Annotated in this window: 25 protein-coding genes and 2 tRNA genes; 13 read left to right on the forward strand and 14 right to left on the reverse strand. The window is 72.1% G+C overall.

What is annotated here, in order from left to right; all coding sequences use genetic code 11:
• Positions 1-28 precede the first annotated feature (28 nt).
• Both BM051_RS13195 and BM051_RS13200 read right to left on the reverse strand, forming a co-directional pair.
• Positions 29-445, reverse strand: a complete 417-nt coding sequence (locus BM051_RS13195; RefSeq protein WP_243859607.1) for an SgcJ/EcaC family oxidoreductase — start codon at positions 443-445, stop codon at positions 29-31.
• 756 nt (positions 446-1201) lie between these two features.
• Positions 1202-1897 (reverse strand): DUF305 domain-containing protein, encoded by a 696-nt coding sequence (locus BM051_RS13200; RefSeq protein WP_341770818.1) that lies wholly within the window; start codon positions 1895-1897, stop codon positions 1202-1204.
• A 153-nt stretch (positions 1898-2050) separates the two neighbouring features.
• On the opposite strand from BM051_RS13200, the gene BM051_RS13205 reads away from it, so the two are divergent.
• Positions 2051-3457, forward strand: a complete 1407-nt coding sequence (locus BM051_RS13205; RefSeq protein ID WP_243859641.1) for an LVIVD repeat-containing protein — start codon at positions 2051-2053, stop codon at positions 3455-3457.
• A gap of 7 nt (positions 3458-3464) precedes the next feature.
• Here the strand turns inward: BM051_RS13205 and BM051_RS13210 are convergent, their stop codons facing one another.
• From BM051_RS13210 to BM051_RS13220, 3 genes are read right to left on the reverse strand one after another with little or no spacing between them, the layout of a single operon-like run.
• Positions 3465-4577 carry an alpha-amylase family glycosyl hydrolase gene (locus BM051_RS13210; protein WP_092530439.1) on the reverse strand — a complete coding sequence of 371 codons (1113 nt, stop codon included), beginning with the start codon at positions 4575-4577 and terminating at the stop codon, positions 3465-3467.
• A gap of 4 nt (positions 4578-4581) precedes the next feature.
• Complete coding sequence (locus tag BM051_RS13215; protein WP_092530440.1) at positions 4582-4992, reverse strand: globin; 411 nt, start codon at positions 4990-4992, stop codon at positions 4582-4584.
• A 42-nt stretch (positions 4993-5034) separates the two neighbouring features.
• Positions 5035-6024, reverse strand: coding sequence for a mechanosensitive ion channel family protein (locus BM051_RS13220; RefSeq protein WP_092530441.1), 990 nt, complete (start codon positions 6022-6024; stop codon positions 5035-5037).
• Between the two features lie 152 nt (positions 6025-6176).
• Here BM051_RS13220 and BM051_RS13225 point away from each other — a divergent pair, with 152 nt between their 5' ends.
• A complete protein-coding gene (locus tag BM051_RS13225; RefSeq protein ID WP_424923288.1) occupies positions 6177-6896 on the forward strand; it encodes an HNH endonuclease in 720 nt (239 codons plus the stop codon).
• Between the two features lie 133 nt (positions 6897-7029).
• Here the strand turns inward: BM051_RS13225 and BM051_RS13230 are convergent, their stop codons facing one another.
• Positions 7030-7419: a hypothetical protein gene (locus BM051_RS13230; protein WP_092530443.1), complete on the reverse strand. Its 390-nt coding sequence runs from the start codon at positions 7417-7419 to the stop codon at positions 7030-7032.
• A 318-nt stretch (positions 7420-7737) separates the two neighbouring features.
• Between BM051_RS13230 and ctaJ the strand changes: the two genes are divergently transcribed.
• The 3 genes from ctaJ (at position 7738) to BM051_RS13245 (ending at position 9379) form a co-directional block, all read left to right on the forward strand.
• Positions 7738-7986 carry an aa3-type cytochrome oxidase subunit CtaJ gene (gene ctaJ, locus BM051_RS13235; RefSeq protein WP_092530861.1) on the forward strand — a complete coding sequence of 83 codons (249 nt, stop codon included), beginning with the start codon at positions 7738-7740 and terminating at the stop codon, positions 7984-7986.
• Entirely contained in the window at positions 7973-8464 is a 492-nt protein-coding gene (locus BM051_RS13240; RefSeq protein WP_092530444.1) for a DUF5130 family protein, read from the forward strand. Before ctaJ ends, BM051_RS13240 begins: the two co-directional genes overlap by 14 nt.
• A gap of 519 nt (positions 8465-8983) precedes the next feature.
• Positions 8984-9379: a hypothetical protein gene (locus BM051_RS13245; RefSeq protein WP_092530445.1), complete on the forward strand. Its 396-nt coding sequence runs from the start codon at positions 8984-8986 to the stop codon at positions 9377-9379.
• A gap of 220 nt (positions 9380-9599) precedes the next feature.
• Here the strand turns inward: BM051_RS13245 and BM051_RS13250 are convergent, their stop codons facing one another.
• The 3 genes from BM051_RS13250 to pepN form a co-directional block, all read right to left on the reverse strand.
• Entirely contained in the window at positions 9600-11501 is a 1902-nt protein-coding gene (locus tag BM051_RS13250) for a S9 family peptidase (RefSeq protein ID WP_092530446.1), read from the reverse strand.
• A gap of 355 nt (positions 11502-11856) precedes the next feature.
• On the reverse strand, positions 11857-12540 hold the full coding sequence (locus tag BM051_RS13260) for a hypothetical protein (protein WP_243859609.1): 684 nt from the start codon (positions 12538-12540) through the stop codon (positions 11857-11859).
• Between the two features lie 196 nt (positions 12541-12736).
• The gene (gene pepN, locus BM051_RS13265) at positions 12737-15298 is read right to left on the reverse strand and encodes an aminopeptidase N (protein WP_092530447.1); all 2562 of its coding nucleotides are present in this window, start codon (positions 15296-15298) and stop codon (positions 12737-12739) included.
• A 162-nt stretch (positions 15299-15460) separates the two neighbouring features.
• On the opposite strand from pepN, the gene BM051_RS13270 reads away from it, so the two are divergent.
• Positions 15461-16090, forward strand: coding sequence for a mycothiol-dependent nitroreductase Rv2466c family protein (locus BM051_RS13270; RefSeq protein WP_092530448.1), 630 nt, complete (start codon positions 15461-15463; stop codon positions 16088-16090).
• Here the strand turns inward: BM051_RS13270 and BM051_RS13275 are convergent.
• Positions 16077-16892 carry an MBL fold metallo-hydrolase gene (locus BM051_RS13275; protein WP_092530449.1) on the reverse strand — a complete coding sequence of 272 codons (816 nt, stop codon included), beginning with the start codon at positions 16890-16892 and terminating at the stop codon, positions 16077-16079. The genes BM051_RS13270 and BM051_RS13275 overlap by 14 nt on opposite strands.
• Positions 16893-16916: 24 nt before the next feature.
• Positions 16917-17705, reverse strand: a complete 789-nt coding sequence (locus tag BM051_RS13280) for a 2-phosphosulfolactate phosphatase (protein WP_243859610.1) — start codon at positions 17703-17705, stop codon at positions 16917-16919.
• 47 nt (positions 17706-17752) lie between these two features.
• On the opposite strand from BM051_RS13280, the gene BM051_RS13285 reads away from it, so the two are divergent.
• Together BM051_RS13285 and BM051_RS13290 are read left to right on the forward strand one after the other, a co-directional pair.
• Positions 17753-18226: a ribose-5-phosphate isomerase gene (locus BM051_RS13285; RefSeq protein WP_208325967.1), complete on the forward strand. Its 474-nt coding sequence runs from the start codon at positions 17753-17755 to the stop codon at positions 18224-18226.
• A complete protein-coding gene (locus BM051_RS13290) occupies positions 18226-19035 on the forward strand; it encodes an Fpg/Nei family DNA glycosylase (protein WP_092530864.1) in 810 nt (269 codons plus the stop codon). The genes BM051_RS13285 and BM051_RS13290 overlap by 1 nt, the downstream gene beginning before the upstream one ends.
• A 50-nt stretch (positions 19036-19085) precedes the next feature.
• Here BM051_RS13290 and BM051_RS13295 read toward each other — a convergent pair whose 3' ends face one another.
• Positions 19086-19877, reverse strand: coding sequence for a hypothetical protein (locus BM051_RS13295; protein WP_092530451.1), 792 nt, complete (start codon positions 19875-19877; stop codon positions 19086-19088).
• Positions 19878-20052: 175 nt separating this feature from the next.
• On the opposite strand from BM051_RS13295, the gene BM051_RS13300 reads away from it, so the two are divergent.
• Together BM051_RS13300 and BM051_RS13305 are read left to right on the forward strand one after the other, a co-directional pair.
• Positions 20053-20922 carry a TIGR03619 family F420-dependent LLM class oxidoreductase gene (locus BM051_RS13300; RefSeq protein WP_092530865.1) on the forward strand — a complete coding sequence of 290 codons (870 nt, stop codon included), beginning with the start codon at positions 20053-20055 and terminating at the stop codon, positions 20920-20922.
• Between the two features lie 17 nt (positions 20923-20939).
• Complete coding sequence (locus BM051_RS13305; protein ID WP_166677751.1) at positions 20940-21386, forward strand: nuclear transport factor 2 family protein; 447 nt, start codon at positions 20940-20942, stop codon at positions 21384-21386.
• A gap of 2 nt (positions 21387-21388) precedes the next feature.
• Here the strand turns inward: BM051_RS13305 and BM051_RS29030 are convergent, their stop codons facing one another.
• Together BM051_RS29030 and BM051_RS13315 are read right to left on the reverse strand one after the other, a co-directional pair.
• Positions 21389-21559 carry a hypothetical protein gene (locus tag BM051_RS29030; RefSeq protein ID WP_166677752.1) on the reverse strand — a complete coding sequence of 57 codons (171 nt, stop codon included), beginning with the start codon at positions 21557-21559 and terminating at the stop codon, positions 21389-21391.
• A 624-nt stretch (positions 21560-22183) separates the two neighbouring features.
• Positions 22184-22254 (reverse strand) — tRNA-Gly (locus BM051_RS13315).
• An 89-nt stretch (positions 22255-22343) separates the two neighbouring features.
• Between BM051_RS13315 and BM051_RS13320 the strand changes: the two genes are divergently transcribed.
• The 3 genes from BM051_RS13320 to BM051_RS13330 all read left to right on the forward strand — a co-directional run bounded on the left by BM051_RS13320 (position 22344) and on the right by BM051_RS13330 (position 24934).
• Positions 22344-22417: transfer RNA gene (locus BM051_RS13320), tRNA-Pro, on the forward strand.
• A gap of 152 nt (positions 22418-22569) precedes the next feature.
• Complete coding sequence (locus BM051_RS13325; RefSeq protein WP_092530453.1) at positions 22570-23784, forward strand: GNAT family N-acetyltransferase; 1215 nt, start codon at positions 22570-22572, stop codon at positions 23782-23784.
• A 22-nt stretch (positions 23785-23806) separates the two neighbouring features.
• A complete protein-coding gene (locus tag BM051_RS13330; RefSeq protein WP_092530454.1) occupies positions 23807-24934 on the forward strand; it encodes a methyltransferase in 1128 nt (375 codons plus the stop codon).
• Positions 24935-24939: the final 5 nt, after the last annotated feature.

Genomic DNA, 24939 nt, shown 5'->3' on the forward strand with positions numbered 1-24939 from the left:
CGCGCCCGCATCGAGGCTCCGGCGTGGCTCAGGAGTCGAGCACCTCGGTGTTCTGGCAGGCGGTCAGCAGCCACCGGCCGTCCTCCTTGGACATCACGTACAGCGGGCTGCCCTCGTGCTGGCCCTCGATCGGTTGCCCGTCGCGGGTGAAGTACCGCTGACGGACCTTCACGGCGGCGACGTCGGGGCGGATGAACAGGACGTGCACGACTTCGTAGCTCGGCCTGAGGTCTTTCATGGCGCCGGGCAGGACCTTGCTGGTGAAGGCGGCGATCTCGTCGCGCCCAGTCAGACGCTTGCCATGGCCGGTGGTCCAGATGGCGTCCGCACGGAACTGGGCGACGAACTCGTCGACGAGCTCGTTGGCCTGGGCATGCTCAACGGTGGCGACGACCTGCTCGATCGCCCTGATGTCGTCATTCTGCGTGGTGTTCATGCCGATCATCCTGGCACCTCCACCTGACTTGACGTCAACAGTGGCGGCCGCTGGAGGGGTGGCTCCGTGTCAGAAGTCACCGCCTCGGAGAATCAGGGACGTCCCGGGGATGGGCGCGTTTCGTCGGACCGCCCGGCATCGTGATCCGCGCGATGTCGAACAGCCGGAGCGCCCGGTGGAGTACCAGGCCACGTCGTCGATGGGGTGGCAGGGCTGGCGGTGACCGATGTGGACCAGCTTGCGGCCTCCACGATCGGGCAACGCGATCACTGTGCGTGGAGTCGCGAGGGTGGGCGCGCGAGCGGAACCGCCACCGAGACCCACCCATCCCGAGATCGAGCAGGAAGCACCGACCGCACCACACACCGCGACGCGCTCGCGATCCGGCCGGCACCCGCCGACGCTGTCCACCCGTTCGAGCGAAAACGCCCCGAGAGCTCCACTCGGCGCGCCGAATCGGTCCAAGTTGTCCACAGATTCCCGGTGAACCCGCCGAGCCACCCGACTCCCGGTAGACTGGAACCGGGGCCGCCCCCCGGTGCGGGTGGGGGCTACCTCCTGGGGGGTTGTCGATCAAGTGTAGCGCTGGCTTCGTGGCGCATGTGGTCGTAAAGCCGGAAGCCCGCGTGTGGCCGCGAAGCCCGGAAGCCGCCGTCGCGGCCCCTCGCCGTGGTCAACGCGGTGGCCGGGGTGTGCTCGGCGTCGCGAATGTTCGCCGCGGAGCCCTGGGCAGGCCGTCCACTCGGGATGAGTGCCGCGGCGACACTAGCCGCGGACGGCGCGCATCCGGTCGATCTCGGCGCTCTGCCCGGTGACCACGTCCTGGGCGAGCTGCTGCACCCGCACGTTCACCCCGTGCGCGAGCACCTCCTCGGCCATGGTCAGCGCGCCCTCGTGGTGGGTGATCATCAGGTCCAGGAACATCCGGTCGAACTCCGGGCCGCTCGCCGCGCGCAGCGCGGACAGCTGCTCGGGCGTCGCCATGCCGGGCATCAACTCGGACGCACCGTGCTCGTGGTGTCCGTGCGACCCGTGCTCCTCGGCCGGCACCGGCTCGCCGTGCTCGGCCAGCCACCCCTCCATCAACGCGATCTCACCGTCCTGCGCCACCGCGATCCGCTCGGCGATCGCCCGCACCCGGGGGTCGTTGACCCGCCCCTCCACCATGTCGGTCATGGTGATCGCCTGCCGGTGGTGCGGGATCATCATGGTCAGGAACCGCACGTCCGCCTCGTTGTGTGGCACCTCCTGCCGGTGCTCGTCGGCCCGCGCGGCCGGCACCTCCTTCGCCTCCTCACCCGGCCGACCCGGCACGAGCACCCCCGCTGACTCCCCGCCCGGCGCGGGTTCCGGCCCCGCCGTACACCCGGCGCCCACCAACGCCACGGCCGCCACGGCGGCGCACACCCCAACCCGCATGGCGCCAGCGAACCCCGCCGACCGCGCCCACGTCAACCGCATCCTCCAAATGTAGCTAGCCAAGCGAACGACCTCGGGTAATAATCGCGCCAAGCCGGCCGAACGCGCCACGAGCGCCGGTGAGAGGAGCGACTTCACGTGCAGACGAGCCCGACGCGGACGGATCCCGCCAAGCCCCGGCGCCTGCGCCGAACCCTGCTCGCCGCTTTCGGCGCGGCGAGCCTGCTGACCGGCGGGGTGCTCACCGCCCCCGCGGCCACCGCCCAGGACACCACCGGCATCCCCGGTGTCGACCAGATCGCCCACAGCCCCAACCTGCGGCAGATCGCCAACATCCCCAAGCAGGCCCCGTTCAACACCACCGAGGCCTACGGCACCGACATGGCCTTCACCGACGGCCACGCCATCGTCGGCAACTACGACGGCTTCGTGATCTACGACGTGCGCATCCCGTTCCGCCCGCGGATCGTCAGCCAGGTCCTCTGCCCCGGCGGTCAGAACGACGTCACGGTGCACGGCGACCTGCTGTTCCTGTCCACCGACTACCCGCGCAGCAACGACTCCTGCACCAGCGAGCCAATGCCGGCGTCGAACCCCTCCGCCTGGGAGGGCATCAAGATCTTCGACATCAGCAACCTCGCCCGGCCGCGCTACGTCGCCTCGGTCCGCACCGACTGCGGCTCGCACACCAACACGCTCGTCCCCGGCACCGACCGCAAGGACGTGTTCATCTACGTCTCGTCCTACTCGCCGGCGCCGGACCTGCCGAACTGCCAGCCCCCGCACGACAAGATCTCGATCATCAAGGTCCCGCTGCGCCGCCCCGCGCAGGCCGAGGTGGTCGCCACCCCGGTGCTGTTCCCCGACGGCGGCAACCTCGGCGGCACCAACCCGGACGGCACCCGCCGCGCGGCGACCACCGGTTGCCACGACCTCACCGCCTTCCCCAGCCAGGACCTGGTCGCCGGCGCGTGCATGGGTGACGGCGTGCTGATCGACGTCTCCGACCGGCTCGCCCCGCGGGTCATCGAGCGCGTGCAGGACAACGTCAACTTCGCGTTCTGGCACAGTGCCACGTTCAACAACACCGGCACCAAGGTGATCTTCACCGACGAACTCGGCGGCGGTGGCCTGCCCACCTGCAACGCCCGCTTCGGTCCCCACCGCGGCGCCGACGGCATCTACGACATCGTCGGCAGCGGCGACGACCGCAAGCTGGTCTTCCGCAGTTACTTCAAGATCCCGCGGCACCAGGCCGACACGGAGAACTGCGTGGCGCACAACGGATCGCTGGTTCCGGTCCGCGGCCACGACATCATGGTGCAGGCGTGGTACCAGGGCGGCGTGTCGGTGTGGGACTTCACCGACTCGGCCAATCCGAAGGAGATCGCCTACTGGGAGCGTGGCCCGCTCTCGGCCACCGAGTCGCTCACCGGCGGATCGTGGTCGGCCTACTACTACAACGGCTACATCTACTCCTCGGACATCCAGAAGGGCCTGGACGTGCTGGACCTGCGCGACCGGCGCACCATGAGCGCGAAGGCCGTGCGGTTCGACGAGTTCAACGCGCAGACCCAGCCGCAGTATCGCGACCGGAGGTGAGCCGGGTCTAGACCAGCCAGGCGGCGGCGTCCGGCGCCAGCTGCTCGCCCGCGAGGGGCACGCTCGACAGCAGCACCTCGCCGGGCGGCAGCGGCACCGGCGCCGCCGCGCTGTTCACCGCGCACACCAACCCGCCGGGCTGCCGGCGCAGTGCGCAGCAGCCGGGCGGGGCGCCGTACCACTCGACCGTCGACCCGGCCACCGCAGGATGTTCCTGCCGCAGCTCGAGCGCCCGCCGGTACAGCGACAGCGTCGAGTCCGTGTCCTCCAGCTGCGCGGCCACCGTCCGGTCGGCCCAGTCGCCGGGCACCGGCCAGGTCCTCGGCGCCGTCGAGAACGCGAACGGGGGCTCCGCGCCCTCCCAGGGCAACGGCACGCCGGCTTCGGCGCCGGCGAGGCCCAGCTCCTCACCCTGATCGAGGAACACCGCGCCGGGCAGGGCCAGCGCGAACAGCGCCATCGCCCGCGCCCGCCGCGGTCCGTCCTCGCCCGCCCCGAACCGGTCAGCCTGGCGCGGTCCGCGGTGGTCCACCGCTGTCCAGGCCGGTGGCACGCCGGCCCGCTCCGCGGCGGTCAGCGCGCGCTCGACGGCGGCCTGCAGGGCGTCGGCGTCGAACCGGGGCAGTACCAGGCCACGGTCGACGACCAGGTCCAGCGGGCCGGCGGCCGACCACCGCCCGGCGGCCATGACGGCGGGATGCTCGTCGAGCACCTTGCGCACCGTCCGGTGTGCCTCGGTTGGGTCACCACCGCCGGCCGGGTCGCCACCGACCCGGAACCCGTCCACGCCGTGGGCCAGCCAGGACCGCAGGATGTGCTCCAGCTCCGCCGGGTCGTCGCCGAGCGGGACGTCGACAGTCACCTTCAGCCCGCACCGGTGCGCGTCGGACACCAACCCGTCGACGTCGTCGGTCGGATGTCGCCCCGCCGGCTCGGGAAGGGCCAGGGTCAGCGCGTCCACGCCGAGCAGCTCGAGGTAGCCGAGCCGGCTCCGCACGCCGGCGAGGTCGCCGACCCCGTCGCCGTCGGCGTCCGCGAACGAGGGGACGTGGACCACGTAGCACACGGCGTCGGTCCACCAGGCCCGGTCCGAGTCGGACCGGGCCACCGCTCTGCGCACCGGCTCACCCCCAGCTGTTCATCAGCGAGTGCGCGGCCATCTCCAGGTAGTTCCACAGCTGGGTGCGATAGGGCTCGGGCAGGTCGGCCTCGTCCACCGCGACGCGCATCGCCCGCAACCAGGCGTCCCGCTCGGCGGGACCGATTCGGAATGGGGCGTGCCGCATCCGCAGCCGCGGATGGCCGCGCTGCTCCGAATAGGTGTGCGGGCCGCCCCAGTATTGCATCAGGAACAGGCGCAACCGCTCCTCCGCCGGACCGAGGTCGGCGTCCGGGTACAGCGGGCGCAGCACCTCGTCCTCGGCGACTTCGGCGTAGAAGCGGGCGACGATCTCGCGGAACGTCGGCTCCCCGCCCACGGCCGCGAAGAAGCTCTCCGGGTCGGTCGGTGGCTGCTGGCCGGTCACGTCTGCCATGCCTCCATCTTGCCTGTCGTGCTCGAGTCGGGTGGCGGGCCGTCAGCCGGAGTTGTTCGAGTTCGGCTGGTTCACGAAGAAGCGCCCCAGCGGCGGCTCGAAGCCGGCGTCCTCCAGCGCGGACATGACCTTCGCGCGCAGCGCCCGCTGCACCGCCCACTGCCGGCTGGGCCGGACCTTCACGGTGAGCCGCAGCTGGATGCCCTCCGGTGTCACGCTCTCCACCCCCAGCACCTCCGGCGGCTCCAGGATGTCCGGGGCGATCGCGTCGCTGGCCGCGGCGTCGGTGGCCACCTCGTTCAGCAGTCGAGTGGCCCGGTCGACGTCGGTGTTGTAGCTGAACGGGATGTCCACCAGGGCCACCGCGTAGCCCTGGCTGGAGTTGCCCACGCGGAGGATCTCGCCGTTGCGGACGTACCAGACGGTGCCGTTGATGTCCCGCAGGGTGGTGATCCGCAGGCCCACGGCCTCGACCGTGCCCACCGCCTCCCCGACGTCCACGACGTCGCCGACGCCGTACTGGTCCTCCAGCATCATGAACATGCCGGAGAGGAAGTCGCGCACGAGGTTCTGCGCGCCGAACCCGAGCGCGATCCCGACGATGCCGGCCGAGGCGATGATCGGGCCGAGGTCGATGCCCAGCTCGGCGAGGATCTGCAGCACCGCGAGCCCGTAGACGACGAACGTGGTCAGCGACTTCAGCACCGAGCCGATCGTCTTGGCCCGCTGCCGGCGCCGCTCCGCGGTGAGCGGGCCGAGCATGTCGGGCGCCCGCTCGCGCAGCGGCCGCAGCAGGGCGGGCAGCTTGCCACCGCCGTCGGCGGGCACCGTGGTGAGCCGGTCGATCAGCTTGCGAACCAGGAACCGCACCACGAGGGCGATCAGCAGGATCAGCAGGATCCGCAGCGGCTTGGCCACCAGCCAGTCGGCGGAGGCCGCCAGCCACTCGTTGTGGGTGAGCCGGAACACCTGGGCGCACCACGTGCCGGCGTCGTTCACGCAGTCCGGTGGTTCGCTGAGCAGCTGGTTCACGTAAGAGGGCACTTCCTTGTCCTGGACGTGGTCACGGACGGGCTCCGGATACCTCGCGATAGCACCGTACCCGCTGTGATCCTGGAGCCAACGAGCGTGCGCTCCGGGGGTGATCTGTGGTCGACTATGCCTGCACCGGTGGAGGTGGTCGAGTGCCAGACCGACAACCGAGCCCTCACGGCGTGCTCGCTCCGCAGGAGGTCGGGCCCGCGCCGGGGGGCATGCCGTACTCGACGGTGGCGGGAGGCGCCACGAGCGGACCGCAGCCGACCGGGCCACCCACCCGCGGCGGCAGGAACGGCCGCGGACCGGGGCAACGCCGATCGGAGTACCCGGCGGTCGGTCCACCGCTGACCGGCGGCAAGCGGCGGGTGCTGCTGCTCAACGCCACCTTCGAGCCGCTGACCGCGCTGCCGCTGCGGCGCGCGGTGGTCCTGGTCGTGTGTGGTAAGGCCGAGGTGGTGCACGGTGACCCGGCCGGGCTGACCCTGCACGCCGCGACCGTGTCGGTGCCGGTGCCGTCGGTGATCCGGTTGAGCAACTACGTGCGCGTGCCGTACCGCGCGCAGGCGCCGCTGACACGGGCCGGGCTCATGCACCGGGACCGGTTCCGCTGCGCCTACTGCGGAGGCCGGGCGGAAACGATAGACCATGTGGTGCCGCGCAGCCGCGGGGGGCAGCACACCTGGGAGAACTGCGTGGCCTGCTGCGCGAAGTGCAACCATCGTAAGGCCGACCGGCTGCTGAGCGAGCTCGGCTGGCGGCTGCGGACGGTGCCGAGGGTGCCGCACGGGCCGCACTGGCGACTGCTCGCGCACTCCACGGATGCCGACCCGCAGTGGCGGCAGTACCTGGGGATCCCGGCGGCCTGACCGGTGTGCCGGACCGCGGCGGCCCAGCCGCCGGAGCGGCTGGGCGGGCCGACGGGTACGTCCGACCCCGGATTGCCGGCGGGGTCCGCTGGGGCTGTGCCGGCCCCGGCCGGTACGGGTCGACCGGGTCGACTCAGGCGGCGAGGGTGACGCGCGTGCCGGCGGTGACCCTGGTACCGCGGGTGACGCGGGTGCCGCAGGTCACGCGGGTGCCCCTGGTGACGCGCGTGCCGCGAGTGACTCGCGTGCCGGCGGTCACCCGGGTGCCCGCCGTGACACGGGTGCCGCGGGTCACGCGGGTGCCCCTGGTGACCCGGGTGCCGGCCGTGACGCGGGTGCCGCGGGTGACGCGGGTACCGCAGGTCACGCGGGTACCGCAGGTCACGCGGGTGCCTCTGGTGACGCGCGTGCCACGGGTGACCCGGGTGCCGAGCGTGACGCGGGTGCCCAGCTCCGGGTGGGAATCGATCAGTGACGGCAGGGTGTCGGTGCTCGCCTGGGCGGGGGTCTTGGCGAAGTGCATGACATGTCCTTCCGGAACCGGTACGTGACTTATTGGGATGGGGAGCGAGGCGCAAGGCCCGTACAGGTGAAAAAACTACGAGCATTTCACTCGGCGAACAAGACAACAGCGTCGGGTGCCGCCGCCCGTACGGTGAGTTGCAACCTTTCGCGCGACCCTCTTCGGCCCAACGTGGGATGCGTGGCGTGGCAGTCGGCGGACGGGTGACTCCGGAGGGCGAACGGTCCGTGACCGCTGCCACCGGTGTCCTGGTCCGGCTGGGGCGGCGCCGGTACCGGCAAGCGGACGTCGGCCGAACCGATCGGTTACGCTGCGCGCGTGAACATGGTCGAGACGATCCTGGTCTTCGTGCTGATACCGCTTGCCCTCTACGGCGTGATCAGCCTGGCCACGCTGAGGTCGAAGTTCGCCGGTGCCCCCCGATACCGTCCGGGCCAGCCGTGGGAGTACCCGCCGCAGTGGTGGAGTGCCAACCCGGACGGCGTGAGCCATCAGCGGGTCGGGGACGAGGCGTCCGGGGCGACCACCGACGGCACGGTCAAGGGAGGCGCGCGTGGGACATGGTGAGCTGACGCACGGCGACGTGCGGGTGGATCCGGCCGAGCTCGGACCGGGCGCCGCGGTTACGGCGAGCGGCCGCGTGTCGGCCGCCAGGATGTACGAGCCGCCTACTCCATCCGGTCTCTTCAACCCGACGCAGCTCGCCCGGTTGGACGAGGCGCTGACCCTGGCCAGCCGGGAGACCGGGCTGGACTTCACCATCTACCTGGGAGAGCTGGGCGAGGACAGCAGGGTGGGCGCCGAGCGGCTGCACGACTCGATTGGGGAGCGGGCTCCCTGGTCGGTGCTCATCGCGGTGTCCCCGGGCGAGCGGGTGGTCGAGGTGGTCACCGGCGCCGAGGCACACCGCCGACTGCCCGATCGTGGCGCCAAGCTCGCGGTGATGAGCATGGTGGCCTCCTTCAAGGAGGGCGACCTGATCGGCGGGCTGATCAGCGGCCTGCGCATGATGACCGACCAGGCCGGCCCCGCACCCCGCGACTGACCCGAACGCGAATCGCGCGGAACCACTTGCCCCCACCCCCACCCTGTCCCTTGGGGGCCGGCCCCGCTTCCAGCCTACCGCTGGTGGGGGCCGTGGGCGGGGGTTGCGGAAATCTGTGGACGCCTTTCGGCGATGTGGACAACCGTCCGAGGCCGCCGGCCGCCTCGGAGGACGCGGGGTCGACGCGCATCTGCGGTGTGACCTGGGGACGGCGGGGCCTGACACGGGAAGCGGGTCGTCGATGCGGCGCCGGTGCCGTCGCGCCGTACGACCGAGCGGTCCACGTCGGGGACGCGCGCCGATTGGCACCTCCGGCCCTGCCGACGCCCCGGCCCGCCCAGGGGATGCGTAGACCCGTGTGCGGGCCATGGACCGCGCGTGGGCGGGCGGAGCCGGGCGGGGTGCCGCGGGTCGCGTGGGCGCGCCGACTTAAGCGGTGTCTTCTGCACCACGCGAGCCGGGACTTGACGCCAGGCGCTTGCTCGACGGCGGCACCGGTCGACGGGCAAGATTGCCGACGTGCGTCTGCAGCGGGCGGTGCGAGCGTTGGCCTGGAGCCACGCGGTTACTCGTTCGACGATCGCGGCTGGGTTCCTGGCTGCGCCATCGACCGTCGGGAGGTCCTGGCTGGGTGACGGGATTGATACCGGTGGGGGTGACGTCGCGCTTCGCGCGATGGCCGTGCGGGATCTCGTCATCGGGGTCGGCACGATCAGCGCGTTGTGGTCGCGCGCTCCGGTGAAGCGATGGTTCGAGCTGGGGGTAGCAGTCGAGGCCGTTGAGCTCGCCGCGATTCGGCGCCGGCGGAAGGAACTCGGGACAGCGGTCGACGCCTGGACACTGCTGACCGCCCTGGGTGCGTTGGGCGGCGCGGTGATCGCGATCGCGATCAAGGACGACCGAAGCATTGCCTGACGACAGTTGGGGGGTTGTGCCCGACCTGCCCGAGATTGGAGTGCTGTCATTGGTCTGCACCCGCCACTGTGAACTTTGAGCGGCTTCCCGCACGACCTACGCCCGGCGCATGGATGAGACGAGCGAACACGCTTCGCGTCGCGAGCTGCCTGCGAGCGATCTTGCCGTCCCAATCGTCATTGTCATGGGACGCGACGACATTAGGGCCACGTGTCGTTGGTCAGGGCCGGAGCCAGCGGTCGAGCCAGGCACGGGTCCGGCGTAGGACGTCGAGTTGGTGATTGCGTTCCCGGATCGAGTGCCCCTCTCTCGGATAGATCACGAACTCGTGCTCGACGCCGAAATGGCGCAGCGCCCGGTGGAAATACACGGATTGACCGAGGGGCACGTTAGTGTCCTCGGCACCGTGCAGGATGAGCACCGGAGTGCGAACGCGGCTGGCGAAGGAGATCGGACTGACCGCGTCGTGCGGATGCGGACCGACACCGGACCACCCGGTGCTGCCACCGAGCGCAGCTTCGAACTGGCCGTTCTCGCCGGTCGCGGCGAGCATGCCCCAGTCGATGACGCCGGCGACGACCAGCGCGGCGCGGAACTGATCGGTCTGGCCAACGGCCCAGGCGGACATGAACCCGCCGTGGCTCCCGCCGGCGATGCCCAGCCGATCCGGATCGGCGACGCCCTCGGTGATGAGCAGGTCGATGCCGGTCAGGATGTCGGTCCACTCCTCCTGGCCGACCCGGCCAGCCACACGGGAGGCGAACTGGTGGCCGTGGCCTTGGCCCCCGCGCGGGTTGGGCAGGAACACCGCGTAGCCGGCGGTGGCCAGCCACTGCGCGCTGGGGAACCAGAACAGCTGGCAACGATCGGCGTAGCGATCGTACGGGCCTCCGTGCACGATCGTGACCAGAGGAAACGGGCTGTCCGACGCGGACTTTCCGACCGGCAGTACGAGCAGGCCGTCCAGGTCGAGACCGTCGGCGGCACGGTAGGCCAGCGGTTGCTGAGTCCCAAGAGCGATGCCGTCCAGTTCCGGGCGGGTGTCAGTGATCTTTCGCAGCGGCCCGCTCGGTGGCCCGACGTGAACGTTCGCGGGCTGGTAGCGGGTGCCGGTCAGTGCCGCGATCTTCTCCCCGGTTGGGGTGGTGGTGAGGTCGTCGAGGCGTCCGGGGTGCTGCGACAAGGTCGTGGGGCCGGTGGGGTCGAGTCGGGCCAGGGTTGTGTTCAGGCCGTCGGCGAACACAATCAGTGGGGCGGCATCGGTCTGGTGCAGTTCGGTGGGACACATCGGGAGACCGGAAGTCCGGTTACGCAGGACACGGCTGCCCACGGCCAGGTCGAACACGGCGGTGCCGGCTTGCAGAGCCGGTGGGGTGAGAGCGATGTAGCCAAGGTGCCAGCCGTCCTCGCCTGGCCACCAGGCCAGAGAGTGTGCGTCTGCCCCGACAGCTCCGAGGTCCACCGCTGTCCCGGTCGTGGTGTCGAACAGGTGCAGTTGGCCGGTGCGGAGGCCGTAGTCGTTGTCGCTGCTGGCCTGGGTGAGTACGGCGAGTGCGCCGCCGTCGGGACGTTGCCGCAGTTCCACGACGTGCCGGTCGCCGAACACATCCGGGGTGGTGACCCGTCCGGTGTGCAGGTCGAGCAGACGCAACCGGGCACGCGGTTCGCGCTCACCGACGACAACAGCGTCGTCACGGTCCCGGGCGCGGCGCGCGTCCTGCTCGGTGGGTTCGTCCTGGGCGAGCAGAGCGACCAGGTTGGGGTCAGCGAGCGGCAGGTAGTCGACGACGCCGGCGCGCCAGTTGGTCACCGCGGCCGCCGCGCCGTCGGCAAGGGGGAGCCGGTGCACCTGCGGGATACCGCGGTCAGCGCGGTCGGACAGGAAAAACAGCATGGCCGAGTCCGCGGACCAGCGTGGTCGGGACTCTGCTGCGGTGTCGGTGGTCGCCCGGTGCGACGCCGCGGCGCAGTCGGTGTCGACGAGCCAGAGTTCGGTGTCGAGGTGGTCACCGGTCCGGCTGACGGGAGCGAGGACGTAGCAGAGCAGTTGTCCGTTCGGGGCAAGGGCCGGGGTCTGCGGTGTACGACCATCGACCACGAGTTCGGCGGTCAGGCCTGTCATGTGATCAGTCTGCCAACATCAACAGCGCAGCACGCGATCGAGTCAGAAGGCTGACACGATGCTGTCCGGCATACTCCCGGGCGGACCTTTTCGCCCGGCGCGTCCGGAAACGTGTGTCGTGCTGCCAGCGCGCGCCCCAAAAGCACCGAGCCAGCGGTAGTTCAGAGAAGCAGGCGTGTTCGTGGCGGCAGGGCGGGCCATAGGGCCGGCCGCAGCCGCCGAGCTCGACCTTGCGCTTGTCGAGGTTCGCCTCGAACTCGGTCCACTCCTCGGTGGTGACGTCACGGTACTCATCCGCTGGTCGGGTGGCCCGCCCAATGGCAAGAGGGCTGGTGGCGGCGTGTCCTGTCCTGGCTCAGAGTCCGAGCGCTTCCGTCACTCGCTCGGACAGATCATCCTCGGTCATCGTGGTGTCGACCTCGATGACGCGCAGTTGGAGACGCCTCGTCTCCGCGCAGAGGCGTCCAGTGAACATCCGATCGCGCTCGAGCAGGTTGTGCAGGGCCCTCTCCGGATCACTGGTCTTCCGCGCCATGTCCCATGTCGAGCCCCTGCTGTGGAGTGCCGCCCGGCGGAAGTCGGGCGTCGGGAGGAGCCAGACGGCGTGACTGGGCACGGCAAGGAGAGGCTTCACGAGGTGTGGCAACAGTCGGAAGCCCTCGACGAGCACACCAGGTTCTCTCGGGAGGCGGAGAAGGTCTTCCACGATCAGGCTGAAGCTTTCGCCTCGAAACCAGTGGAAGGTCTCGAGCATGGTCGCTGGAGATCTGTTCACCCACCGCTCGTCCATGTCCATGGCCTTGAACTCGCCCAAAAACTGGCTGTCTTCGGGCTTGCTCCGGGCGGCGTGATCCGACATCACGTCGTCGGTCGCGTAGAGCCGCAGACCGTGCCGAGCCGCCAGGCGACGCGCGATGGTCGACTTGCCCGCTCCGCTGCCGCCACCAATCCAGTAGACGTGCCGCAGCCGGGCACGCAGGACTGCGGCGTCGGCGTTCCCTTCGTGGTGTTCAGGTCGCCCTTCGGGTCGATGGTTCACGGCGGCTCCTCAGGTGCGTCGCTGACTTCGGCCGCGTAGTGGGTCCAGTCGCCGCTGCTGGCGCGTTGACCTTCCCGAGCCGTGCAGGGATACCCGGGTGCGGCCGATGCCGCGGCTCGCGCACGGCCAGACGCGGACGCGCGGCGGGAGCGGGCGGGGGCCGCCGGCACCTCGCCGGCGGCCCCCGCCGTCGAGGTCAGCTCTCGTCGAACTCCCGGGCCGCGAGTGCCCGCACGATGCCGGCCCTGCCCTCGGACACCAGCCGCCGCAGTGCCGCCGGGCGGTCGCCGGCCAGCCACGCGTCCGCGGCCTCCACCGTGGACTTCGTCACCGCCCACGACGGGAACAGGCCGACCACCGTCGGCTGGGCCCGCTCGCTCGACCGGCGCCGCCACACCTCGTCGATCACCTCGAAGTAGTCGTCGACGTAACCGCCGAGCAGCGCCTTCTGCGCCGGGTGGGCGAAGCCGGAGATGATCGCGTCGCTCACCGCGTTCGGCAGCTCGTCGTCGTACACCGCGCGCCGCCACGCCTCGGCCTTCGCCTCCGGAGTGGGCCGCAACGCCCGGGAGTGCTCGGCGTGCCGGTGCCCCGCCGCGGTGTCATCCCTCGCCTTCTCCGCGTCGATCTCGGCTTCGCCGGCCTTTCCGTGCGCCACCAGCGCGTCGAGCAGCCGCCAGCGCAGGTCGGTGTCGACGGTGAGTCCGGGAAGCGGCGCGGACCCGTCCAGCCACCCGGCCAGCACGTCCAGCGTCGCGCCGTCGAGCACGGCGCCGGTGAGCGCGTTGACGTAGGCGAGCTGGTGGTCCGAGCCCGGCTCGGCCGCGCGGGCCAGCTCCAGCAGCCGCTGGGTGAACGCCGGCCACCCGTGCTGGGCGGCCCACGCCTCCTCGGCATAGGAGTTCAGCGCGGTCTGCGCCTGCAGCAACAGCCGCTGCACGACGCCCACCTCCGTCTCGCCCTGGACACCGCGCATCACCAGGGTGACGAAGTCGCGGGCCTTCAGCTCGGCCTCCCTGGTCATCTCCCAGGCGGCCGACCAGCACATCGTTCGCGGCAGTGGCTCGGCGATGTCGGCGATCCGGTCGACCAGGGTGACCAGCGACCCCTCGTCCAGCCGCATCGCGCAGTAGGTCAGGTCGTCGTCGTTGACCAGCACCAGCTTGCCCGCCGGCGCCCCGACCAGGTCCGGCACCTCGGTGCGCTCGCCGGTGACGTCCAGCTCCACCCGGTGCGTGCGGACCAGCCGGCCCGTGTCGTCGTCGTACACGCCGACCGCCACCCGGTGGGTGCGCAGCTCGCCGGCGCCCGGCTTCGCGCCGCTCTGCAGCACCGCGAAGGAGGTGAACCGGCCGTCCGCGCCGACCTCGAACCGCGGCCGCAGGGTGTTCAGCCCGGTGGTCTCCAGCCACTGCGCGCTCCATCCGGACAGGTCCCGCCCCGACGCCTCCTCCAGCGCGGTGAGCAGGTCCGCCAGCGTCGCGTTGCCCCACGCGTGCCGGTCGAAGTACACCTTCAGCCCGGCGAGGAAGTTGTCCAACCCCACGTAGGCCACGAGCTGCTTGAGCACGCTGGCGCCCTTGGCGTAGGTGATGCCGTCGAAGTTCACCTCCACCGCCTGCAGGTCCACCATGTCCGCGGCGATCGGGTGCGTCGAGGGCAGCTGGTCCTGCCGGTAGGCCCACGACTTCTCGATGTTGGCGAAGCTGGTCCAGGCGTGCACGTACTCGGTGGCCTCGGCCTGGGCGAGCACGCTGGCGAAGGTGGCGAACGACTCGTTCAGCCACAGGTCGTCCCACCAGCGCATGGTCACCAGGTCGCCGAACCACATGTGCGCCATCTCGTGCAGCACCGTCTCGGCCCGCCGCTCGTAGGCGTAGCGGGTGACCCTGCTGCGGAACACGTAGTCCTCGAGGAAGGTCACCGCGCCGGCGTTCTCCATCGCGCCGGCGTTGAACTCCGGCACGAACAGCTGGTCGTACTTGGCGAACGGATACGGGGTGCGGAAGCTGCGGTGGAAGAACCCGAAGCCCTGCTTGGTCTCGGTGAACAGCCGTTCGGCATCCATGAACTCGGCCAGCGAGGCACGGCAGTAGATGCCGAGCGGGATGGTGCCGTGCTCGTCGGTGTACTCGTCGCGCCAGGACGCGTACGGGCCGGCGATCAGCGCCACCAGGTAGGTGGACAGCCGGGGGGACTCGGCGAACCGGGTGCGCACCGCGCCGCCCGTGGACGCCTCGGCCGACTCGACCGGCGTGTTGGACACCACGGCCCACTCCTCCGGCGCGAGCACGGTGAGTCGGTAGGTCGCCTTGAGGTCCGGCTGGTCGAAGCAGGTGAACATCCGCTTGGCGTCGGCGGTCTCGAACTGGGTGTAGAGGTACACGTTGTCGTCGACGGGGTCGACGAACCGGTGCAACCCCTCACCGGTGTTCATGTACCGGCAGTCCGCGACGACGACGAGCTCGTTGTCCGCGGCGAGGTCGGGCAGGGCGATGCCCTCGTCCTCCACGTAGCCGGAGGCATCGAGGGGCCGGCCGTTCAGCGTGGCCGAGCGCACCCCGGCCGCGACGATGTCCACCCACGACCGCTCGCCGGGTCGCGCGCAGCGGAATCGGATCGTGGTCCTCGACTCGAACGTCTTCTCACCGGGTCCGCCGTGGCCGTCGGTGAGGTCGAGCTCGATGTCGTAGGACTGCACGTCCAGGAGTTCGGCGCGCTGGGCGGCTTGCTCTCGGGTCAGGTTCGGGGCGGGCACTGGCACCTCTGCTGGTAGCGGTTCTCGATTGCATCTGCTCGTGCATCCAATCATGCAGCCGGGGTGTCCGGCACTGGGGAACAAGCCGCCGATCTTCGCTGTTGCCCGCAAGTGGGACCGAGCCACGGCCCGCCCCGCCTTCGACGACCAGGGAGAACCACCATGACCACCAGCGAGGCACCGGCCACCCGCACCCGCGTGGACTTCTACTTCGACCCGGCGTGCCCGTTCGCCTGGATCACCTCCCGCTGGATCCTCGAGGTCGAGAAGCAGCGAAACCTCGACCTGCGCTTCCGGATCATGAGCCTCGCCGTGCTGAACGAGAACCGCGAGGACCTGCCCGAGAAGTACAAGGACCTGACCAAGGCGGCGTGGGGCCCGGTGCGGGTCGCGGCGGCGCTGGCCGAGCGGCAGGGTGAGGAGGCGCTACGCGACTTCTACACCGCGGTGGGCACGCGCATCCACAACCAGGGGAACAAGGACTACCGGGCGGCGGTGCGCGACGCGCTCGCCGAGATCGGCGCGCCCGCCGAGCTGGCCGAGGCCGCCGACGGCACCGACTACGACGAGGCGGTGCGCAAGAGCCACCACGAGGGCATGGACCCGGTCGGCACCGACGTCGGCACGCCGACCCTGCACATCGACGGCGTCGCGTTCTTCGGACCGGTGCTCACCGAGATCCCCCGCGGGGAGGACGCGCTCAAGATCTTCGACGGTGCGCGGATGTTGGCCAGCTACCCGAAGTTCTTCGAGCTCAAGCGGACCCGCGACGAGGAGCTCACGTTCGACTGAGCGCCGCGCGGGTGACGTCGGCGGGGTAGGGCGAGCGGGCCACCGCCTGGTCGACGGCCACCTCGCCGGCGGCGACCGCGGCGCACAGGCCGCCGAGCACCACCAGCGGCTCCCGCTGCGCCGCGACGAAGTCCGGTGTCACCGGGTCGCCGTGCCCCGGCACGACCACCGCCGGCTCGGCGGCGAGGATGCCGGCCAGCGCGGCCGGCCAGCCGCCGACCGCGGCGTCCGGGCCGAACGACTCGGCGGTGAACGTGCCCTCCGGCCCGTTCTCCACGAGGTCGCCGACGAACAGCACGCCGGCGTCGGGCACCCGCACGACCAGGTCGTGCCCGGTGTGCGCCGGGCCGAAGTGGGCCAGCCGCACCCGGCGGCCACCCACGGTCAGCTCTTGTTCCCTGCTGACGAGGTGATCGGGCGGCACGATCTCGCTGGTGGCGATGCGCCTGGCGATGTCGGGCCGGCCCTCGTCGGCGTAGCGGGCGGCCCACTCGGCCCTGGCGTCCTGGCCGTGGGCGAGCAACTCGGCGCGGCACCCCTCGTGTGCCCACACCGGGCACGGGGTGAACGCGGAGGTGCCGAAGCAGTGGTCGAAGTGCGCGTGGGTGAGCACCACCGACCACGGCAGCGGGGTGACCGCCCGCACCGCCGCCGCCAGCTCCGCACCCTGCACGGCGTCGCCCCGGGTGTCCACCACCAGGCACGCGTTCGCGCCGAGCACCAGGCCCACGGTCAGGTCGAGCTCGGCGTAGCGGCGGGCGAAGACGCCGTCGGCGAGCTCGATCCACCGGCCCTCGTCCATGGCTGCCCCCTCGCTCGCGAGATCTCAGCGTAGGGGCAGGTGCTGGAACACGCCGTTCACGAGCCGGGGCGCCACCGTCGAGCGATTCACCCCGATGGCCAGGTCGACGTCACCCCCGTACCCGGCGTCGATGAGCTCCTTGCCCGAGGCGGAGCCGGCGACCACGGAGCCCACGTCCGGACCCGCCGCGCGGAACGCTCGGGCCGCCAGGCTCGCCTCCGGCGACGGCCAGCGCAGGCCGAGTCCGATCAGCGCGTCCACGATCGCGCCCGCCCCGAGGTGGTCCTCCACGCAGGGCCGCAGCGGGCCGACCGTGCCGGCGGGCGCGAGCACGTCGACCTGCCAGCGCTCCCCGGCCGGCACCACCCCGATCGGCTGGCCCGCGGCGCGCACCCGCGCCTCCGCCGCCACTGCGCGGGCGTTGCGCAGGCAACCCGCGAGCACCTCCGCGCCGGTCTCGGCGGCCGCAAGGCACAGCGTCGCGCCGTTGGGGGAGGCCACCGCGATGTAGGCGCCGGGCGGGGTGCGCAGCACCCAGGAGGGGCGCAGCGTGTGGCCGTGCTCGTCGGGGACGGTGGCGCCCTCGGCCGCGGCCGCCGCGCGCGCCGCCGAGTCACCCCAGCGCAGCGGCCGGACCCGCCCACCGCGGCTCACCGCGAGGTCGACCGTGGTGGAGAACGACAGCACGTCCACCACGACGAGCACGGCGCACTCCCGGCCCAGCGCGGCCACGCCCTCCGCGCTCCACTCGAGGCGGATGTCGTGCCCGGACTGCCCGAAGATCTCCCGTTCGATCTGCGCCCTGAGGTCCACCTCCCCAGCATGCCGGCCCGCCGCCGGGGATGGCAGACTGGCATCCCGTGCGCGTCTACTTGGGAGCCGACCACGCGGGGTTCGAGCTGAAGAACCACCTGGTCGGGCACTTGCGGAAGCTGGGCCACGAGGTCGTCGACGTCGGGCCGCGGGACTACGACCCCGCCGACGACTACCCGCCGTTCTGCATCGAGACCGCCCGCAGGGTCGTCGCCGACGAGGGCAGCCTCGGCATCGTGGTCGGCGGCTCCGGCAACGGCGAGCAGATCGCGGCGAACAAGGTGCCCGGCGCGCGGGCGGCCCTGGCCTGGAGCACGGAGACGGCCCGGCTGGCCCGGGAGCACAACCACGCGCAACTCATCGGGATCGGCGCGCGGATGCACCGGCCCGAGGAGGCCGTGGCGATCGTCGAGGCGTTCCTCGACACCCCGGTGTCGACGCAAGCGCGGCACACCCGGCGGGTCCGCCAGGTGCTCGACTACGAGTGCACCGGGACCCCGCCGGTGCTGCCGGAGGGCTGATGCCGGAGGGGCACACGCTGCACCGGCTGGCCCGGCTGCACCGGCGCCGCTACGCCGGAGCGCCGGTCGCTGTCTCCAGCCCGCAGGGGCGGTTCGCCGCCGAGGCCGCCCGGCTGGACGGTGCGGTGCTGCACGACGTCGAGGCGTACGGCAAGCACCTCTTCCACCACTTCGGTCCACTGGGGACGGTGCACGTGCACCTCGGGCTGTACGGCGCGTTCACCGAGGCTCCGCTCCCGGTCGCACCGCCGGTCGGCCAGGTCCGGTTGCGGCTGGTCGGTCGGACACATTGGACGGACCTGCGCGGGCCGAACCGGTGCGAGCTGCTCGACGAGGAGCAGGTGGACCGGATCCGGGCCCGGCTCGGCCCCGACCCGCTGCGCCGGGACGCCCGTCCGGAGCTGGCGTGGCAGCGGATCTCGAGGTCCCGGACGCCGCTGGCGGCGTTGCTGATGGACCAGTCGGTGGTGGCCGGGGCCGGCAACGTGTACCGGGCGGAGGTGCTGTTCCGGCACGGCATCGACCCGATGCTGCCCGGCGCCGCGCTCGAGGAGCCGCGGTGGAAGGAGTTGTGGGCCGACCTGGTCGCGCTGATGCGGGCGGGCGTGCGTACCGGCCGGATCGACACGGTCGCCGACGAGCACCGGCCGGAGGCCACCGGACGGGCGCCGCGGCAGGACCGGCACGGCGGTGAGGTCTACGTCTACCGGCGTGCGGGGCTGCCCTGCCTGGTGTGCGGCACGCCGGTGGCACGCCGTGAGCTAGCCGGTCGGAACCTGTACTGGTGCCCGGCCTGCCAGGCGGGGTAGCCGACCGCCGGTGACTCCGGCGCAGCCGGCCCTGACCGTTCTCAGATGTCTCAGATGTCGAAGCCGCCCAGGTCGAAGCCCCCACCATCGAGGCCGCCGCCGTCGAAGCCGGCTCCCTCGGCGCCGCCGGTGTCCGCGCCCACCTCGGCCCCGGCATCGGCGCCCCCGTCGGCGCCTTCCAGCGCGTCCTGCTGGCCGGCGTCGTGACCGGCTTCCCACGCCTCGGCGGACGGGATCCCGGCCATGCCGGAGAACATGGCGCTGAACAGCATCATCGAGCCCAGGCCCCAGGCGCCGGCCACCAGCGCCGGCTTCCACCACGGCTCGCTGTACCAGCCCCGCGGAACCGGCCGCCCGGCCACCCGGCCGCCCGGGTAGTAGTGCGGGGTGTCCTGCCCCGGCTCGGGCGACGCCACGTACCGGTGCCCCTCGACCTCGACCGCGCGGCGCTCGGTCACCGAACCGGCGCGCTCCCGCTCGCGGTCGGCGGGCAGCGGGGGACCGGGGTCCAGGCCCATCGCCTCCCTGGCCGCGCGGACGTAGTAGAGCCCCTCGAGCGCGGTGTCGGTGACCAGGCGGGCCTGCTCGACCGTCCTGGCCTGCTCCAGCTGGGAGCCCGCCGCGGTGTAGCGCTCGGCGGCGTCGGCCAGCGCCTGCTGTGCGGCGAGGTCGGTGCCGGTGAGGTTGAGCACCTGGCCGCCGAGGCGTTCGACCCAGCGGCGGGCCTCGGCCTTGGCGTCGTCGACCTCACGCTGCCGCGCGGCGGCCCTGCTCCGGGCCAGATAGACGCCGGCGAGGACGACGAGCGCCACGAGAACGGTCAGCACGATGGCGGTACCCATGGATCACGCTCCGCTCGGTCGGTGGCGTTCGGCCACCCTTCCGGCCACTTTTCCGGACAACGCGGACATCGGCCCGTGGGTTCCCGCGCCGGGTGAACGGGTTCGGCCTGGTGGTGAAAACTAGAACACGTTATAGTGTCGAGGTCCATTGCTGTGGGTCGTCGGGGTGGTGCGGATGAGGTTCACGGTCTCGGTCGCGATGAGCCCGCCGGAGCAGTTCGCCGAGTTGGCGAGGACCGCGGAGGAGTGCGGATTCGCCGCGGTGGCGTTGCCGGACTCGCTCTTCTACTCGGAGTCCGTGTCCGCGGCCTATCCGTACACTCCGGACGGAAGCCGGTTCTGGGACGAGGAGACGCCGTGGACGGACCCGCTGGTGGCCGCGGCGGCGATGGGCGCGGTGACGAACGAGATCAGGTTCTACACCTCGGTGCTCAAGCTCGGCTCGCGCCATCCGGTGCCGCTGGCCCGGCAGGTGGGGTCGGTCGCGGTGCTCACCGGCGACCGGTTCGGGCTGGGGCTCGGCGTCGGTTGGTCGCCGGAGGAGTTCGAGTGGTGCGGGGTCCCCTATGCCGACCGCGGCCGGCGCGCGGACGAGGCGATCGAGGTGCTGCGCCGGATCCTCGATGGCGGGATGGTGGAGTTCCACGGCCGGTTCTTCGACTTCGGGCGGTTGCGGATGAGCCCGGCGCCGCGGCGGCGAGTGCCGTTCTACATCGGCGGGCACACGGAGGCGGCGCTGCGCAGGGCCGCGCGGGTGGGCGACGGGTGGGCGTCGGCGATGATGCGGTTCGACGACCTGCGGGCGGCGATCGAGCGGCTGCGGGTGCTGCGTGCCGAGGCGGGGCGGGCGGACGAGCCGTTCGAGATCCAGGCGGTGTGCGTGGACCGGTTCGGGGTGGACGGCTACCGGCAGCAGGAGGAGATCGGCGTGACGGAGGCGATCACCGTGCCGTGGGTGCTGGACGGGGTGGGGTTCGACGCGGATCTCTCGGCGAAGCGGGACTCGGTGAAGCGGTTCGCCGACGAGGTCATCGCGAAGGTGTGAGCAGAGGTGAGGATGCCGTGTCGGTGACGGTGTGCTGGGACCCGGAGGCGGAGCAGCCGCCGGCGCGGGTGGCCGCGTGGCGGTCGATGAACGCGGTGGCGCGCGGGGACAAGGACGAGTGGTTGGCGCTGTTCGCCCCGGACGGCGTCGTGGAGGACCCGGTTGGGCCGTCGATGTTCGATCCGGAAGGTCGCGGGCATCGTGGTCGGACGGCGATCGCCGCCTTCTGGGACGCGACGATCGGCAGGGCGGAGGGGCTCGAGTTCGTGATCCGGGACTCGCACGCGGCCGGCGCGGAGGTGGCGAACGTGGGCACGATCACGACGTTCCTGCCCGGCGGCTACCGGGTGGACACGGACGGCGTGTTCGTCTACCGGGTGGGCGACGACGGGTTGATCGCGTCGGTGCGGGCGTTCTGGGAGACGGAGCGCGCGATGGCCACCGCCCGCCCGGTGGACGCCTGAACTCAGCGAAGCCCGAGCAGCTCGCTCAGCGCGGAGACGTACGGATCCGCGGCCACCGTCCGGAACTCGGTGGGTGGGTCGCCGACGCGGAGCCCGCTCACGGTCACCTCACATGTCGCCGGCTGCCCGTCCACCAGTAGCGGCACGGCGTGCAGTGTGATCGACCAGTCCATGCGACCGAGCTTCGGATGGTCCGGTGTACTCGGCTGGGCCAGGACCTCGGCGGGTCGGCCTCCGGCTCGAAGCGGTGTCTCGCCTCGACCACGATCTTCGGCGCCGACTTCGGCGGCCACTCGCTCAGCTGTCGCGAGGCCAGGCCGACAGTGACGGGCACAGCGGCTTCGGATCGGGGTGGGGAGGGGGAATGGATGGAGCCCCCACATCTCATGAGGCATGCCCTGATCCGGCGTGGGGAACGGCAGGTGCCCCCGCGCCGGTAAGGCGCGCACCGCCGGATGCGTTGTCCCTGGAGGGGGCTCGCGTCCTGCGGAGAGCCTCGGCCGGACCCGAGCCGTACGTCGATCTTGCGCTCCCGAACAAAGCTCTCGCGCTCCCGAACGTGGGATTCGCACCAAAAGCGACCACAGAACCCACGCGTGGCACGAGCAAGCGAGCGCAGCGAGCGAAGCGACAAGAAGACGAGGCAACCCCACGCGCCATGCTGGTTCACGACCAACGTCACCAGCGCCCGCCAACAGAAGGAGCTCGCACCGTGGGGTCTGGGGGCTCGGCCCCCAGATGCGATGGCGAGACGGACAAGGCGAGCGCGTTCCGCGAGCAGGGGGCGCCCACCGTCGAGCGGGTGACGGGAATCGAACCCGCGTCGCCAGTTTGGAAGACTGGAGCTCTACCATTGAGCTACACCCGCAGGCGCCCAACGGGTACCGGGCGCGGCGCAAGTCTAGCGGGTGCCGCTAGGGTGATCACACGGCGCCCTGGTGGGGGCGGTGATCGATACGGGGTGTGGCGCAGCTTGGTAGCGCATTCGCTTTGGGAGCGAAGGGTCGCAGGTTCAAATCCTGTCACCCCGACAACGGTGGCCTGACCTGCGGGTTCGTCCGGCCCGTGCCGGCTGGTCCGGCAACGGGCACGGCGCGGGTATGGCCTGGACACTTTGCGTCGACCGGCAGCGTCGACCGATATTCGGGTGCGGGGACCCGGTGCCCGCGGCCAGGATCGCCCCATGGTTGATCTCGTGGTCCGTCCGGTGGCCGAGGGTGAGGAGCGCGCCGTGTTCGGCGTGCTGGTCCGCGCGCTGCGCGGCACCCCGCCGGACGACGAGCGGTGGGCCCAGCGCGCTGCGGCCTTCTTGGCGGAGCGCCGGTTCGCCGCGTTCGCCGGCGATCGCCCGGTCGGCCTCACCGGCTCCATGCCGACTCGGCTCACCGTGCCCGGCGGCGAGTCCGTCCGGACCGCCGCGGTCGACGGTGTCGGCGTCCTGCCCGGCTACACCCGCCGCGGGCTGATGACCCGCCTGCTCACCGAGCAGCTGCGCGACTGCGCCCGTCGCGGCGACGTCCTCGCCGCGCTGCACGCCAGCGAGGCCACCATCTACGGCCGGCTCGGCTACGGCATCGCCACCCGTGTCGCCTGGCTCCGGGTGGACCGGCGCGCGGCGGCACCACGACCCGACCTGCCCAGGGCGGGCGAGGTGCGGCTGCTCGACCCGGACGAGGCGCTCACCCTGCCGCCCGCGCTGTACCGGCGTGCCGGCACCCGCCGCCCCGGCCGGATCGACCGGCCGGCGCAGTGGTGGTCGCTGCGGCACGAGGCACGGGTCCGCGACAACCACCTCGTCGCCGTGCACCGCGACCCCGCCGGCGAGGACGACGGCTACGTCCTCTACCGCGTGCTCGAGCGCCGCTCGTTCGACCAGCCGGTGCTCGGCGAGGCGCTGGAGGTGGTGGACCTGCACGCGCCCAACGCCGTGGCCGCCGCCGGCCTGTGGCGCTACCTGCTCTCCGTCGACCTCGTCGCCGAGATCCGCGTGCCCGGCCGCCCGCTCGACGACCCGCTCCCGGCGATGCTCGCCGACCCGAGGGCGTGCCAGACCACCAACGTCTTCGACGATCTCTGGCTGCGCCTGGTCGACGTCCCCGCCGCGCTCGCCGCCCGCGGCTACGCGCCCGGCGTGCCGGTGGTGCTCGAGGTGACCGACGACCAGCTGCCGGCCAGCACCGGCCGCTACCGGGTCGGGCCCGACGGCGCCGCCCGCACCACCGACCCGCCCCAGCTGCGCCTGGACGTCGAGACGCTGGCGATGCTCTACCTCGGCGAGTGGCGGGTCAGCCTGCTGGCCGACGTCGGCCGGATCGGCGTCACCGACCCCGCCGCCCCGGCCATGGCCGACCAACTGTTCCGCACCCCGGTGCACCCGTGGTGCGGCACCCCGTTCTGACCCACCCGCTACGGTGACGAGGGTGACCGGGCACCAGGTCGTGCGCTGGACCGAGGCCGGTGAGCCGCGCGAGGCCCGCTGGCGCTCGGCCTCCGGCGCGCCACCGCCGCGCCGCATCGAGATCGCCGACGACACCACCACCGCGGACGCGGCGTTCCGCCTCGCCAGCGCCGGCACGGGTCTGCTGTGGCGCGGTGACTACCAGAACGCCCGGCAGCTGCTGAGCGCGCTGGGCCGCCGGATCGACCGGCGGCGGTCGGCCAGCAGGGAGCCCGGCTCGCCCGCCGAGGCGTTCCACCGGCACCGGCACGCCCAGTCGCGCCGGGCCCGCACGTTGAGTCTGCTGCTGGTCCCGCTGGACCCGGACCACGTCGTTCCGCTGCGCAGGGCCCCCGACGTCCGCCAGGCCTGCCTGGAGGCCTACGGCCCCGCCGACGAGCCCGCGCTCGTGCCGCTGCGCGAGCTGCTCGGCGTGATCGGCGCGCACGAGTGGCGGAAGAAGGGCGTCCCCGTCCCGGCACTCGGCGCCCGCATCCACCCGCACTACGGGGTGTTCTCCCCGGTCCGCGGCGAGTACGTCGACCTCGTGGCGCGCGCCCCGCTGCCGTCCCGCGAGCTGGCCTTCGACGTCGGCGCCGGCACCGGCGTGCTCGCCGCGGTGCTCGCCCGGCGGGGTGTGGGCAGGGTGGTGGCCACTGACCAGGACGCGCGGGCGCTCGCCTGCGCTCGGGACAACATCACCCGGCTGGGGCTGACCGATCGGGTGGTGGTGCGCCACGCCGACCTCTTCCCGCCGGGCCGTGCCCCGCTCGTCGTGTGCAACCCACCGTGGGTCCCGGCCCAACCGACCTCGCCGCTCGAGGCCGCCGTCTACGACCCGGGCGGGCGCATGTTGCGGGCCTTCCTCACCCGGCTGCCCGGCCACCTGGCCCCCGGCGGCGAGGCCTGGCTGATCCTGTCCGACCTGGCCGAACACCTCGGCCTGCGCACCCGGTCCGAACTGCTCGACGCGTTCGAGCTGGCCGGGCTCACGGTCGTCGGCCGGCTGGACATCGCCCCTCGGCACCGGCGGGCCACCGCCCCGGACGACCCGCTGCGCACCGCCCGTGCCGCGGAGGTCACCTCCCTGTGGCGGTTGACCGTGCGCTGAGCGTG

It is taken from the genome of Amycolatopsis arida (assembly GCF_900115565.1).
Lineage (GTDB): Bacteria > Actinomycetota > Actinomycetes > Mycobacteriales > Pseudonocardiaceae > Yuhushiella > Yuhushiella arida.

Bases quoted from the DNA above. Each gene is read 5' to 3' on its own strand.
- BM051_RS13270 (WP_092530448.1), top strand. From the start codon at position 15,461: ATGACCACCAGCGAGGCACCGGCCACCCGCACCCGCGTGGACTTCTAC.
- BM051_RS13325 (WP_092530453.1), top strand. From the start codon at position 22,570: ATGGTTGATCTCGTGGTCCGTCCGGTGGCCGAGGGTGAGGAGCGCGCC.
- BM051_RS13300 (WP_092530865.1), top strand. From the start codon at position 20,053: ATGAGGTTCACGGTCTCGGTCGCGATGAGCCCGCCGGAGCAGTTCGCC.
- BM051_RS13215 (WP_092530440.1), bottom strand. From the start codon at position 4,992: ATGGCAGACGTGACCGGCCAGCAGCCACCGACCGACCCGGAGAGCTTC.
- BM051_RS13250 (WP_092530446.1), bottom strand. From the start codon at position 11,501: ATGACAGGCCTGACCGCCGAACTCGTGGTCGATGGTCGTACACCGCAG.
- BM051_RS13230 (WP_092530443.1), bottom strand. From the start codon at position 7,419: ATGCACTTCGCCAAGACCCCCGCCCAGGCGAGCACCGACACCCTGCCG.
- BM051_RS13295 (WP_092530451.1), bottom strand. From the start codon at position 19,877: ATGGGTACCGCCATCGTGCTGACCGTTCTCGTGGCGCTCGTCGTCCTC.
- BM051_RS13275 (WP_092530449.1), bottom strand. From the start codon at position 16,892: ATGGACGAGGGCCGGTGGATCGAGCTCGCCGACGGCGTCTTCGCCCGC.
- BM051_RS13290 (WP_092530864.1), top strand. From the start codon at position 18,226: ATGCCGGAGGGGCACACGCTGCACCGGCTGGCCCGGCTGCACCGGCGC.
- BM051_RS13200 (WP_341770818.1), bottom strand. From the start codon at position 1,897: ATGCGGTTGACGTGGGCGCGGTCGGCGGGGTTCGCTGGCGCCATGCGG.
- BM051_RS13195 (WP_243859607.1), bottom strand. From the start codon at position 445: ATGATCGGCATGAACACCACGCAGAATGACGACATCAGGGCGATCGAG.
- BM051_RS29030 (WP_166677752.1), bottom strand. From the start codon at position 21,559: ATGGACTGGTCGATCACACTGCACGCCGTGCCGCTACTGGTGGACGGG.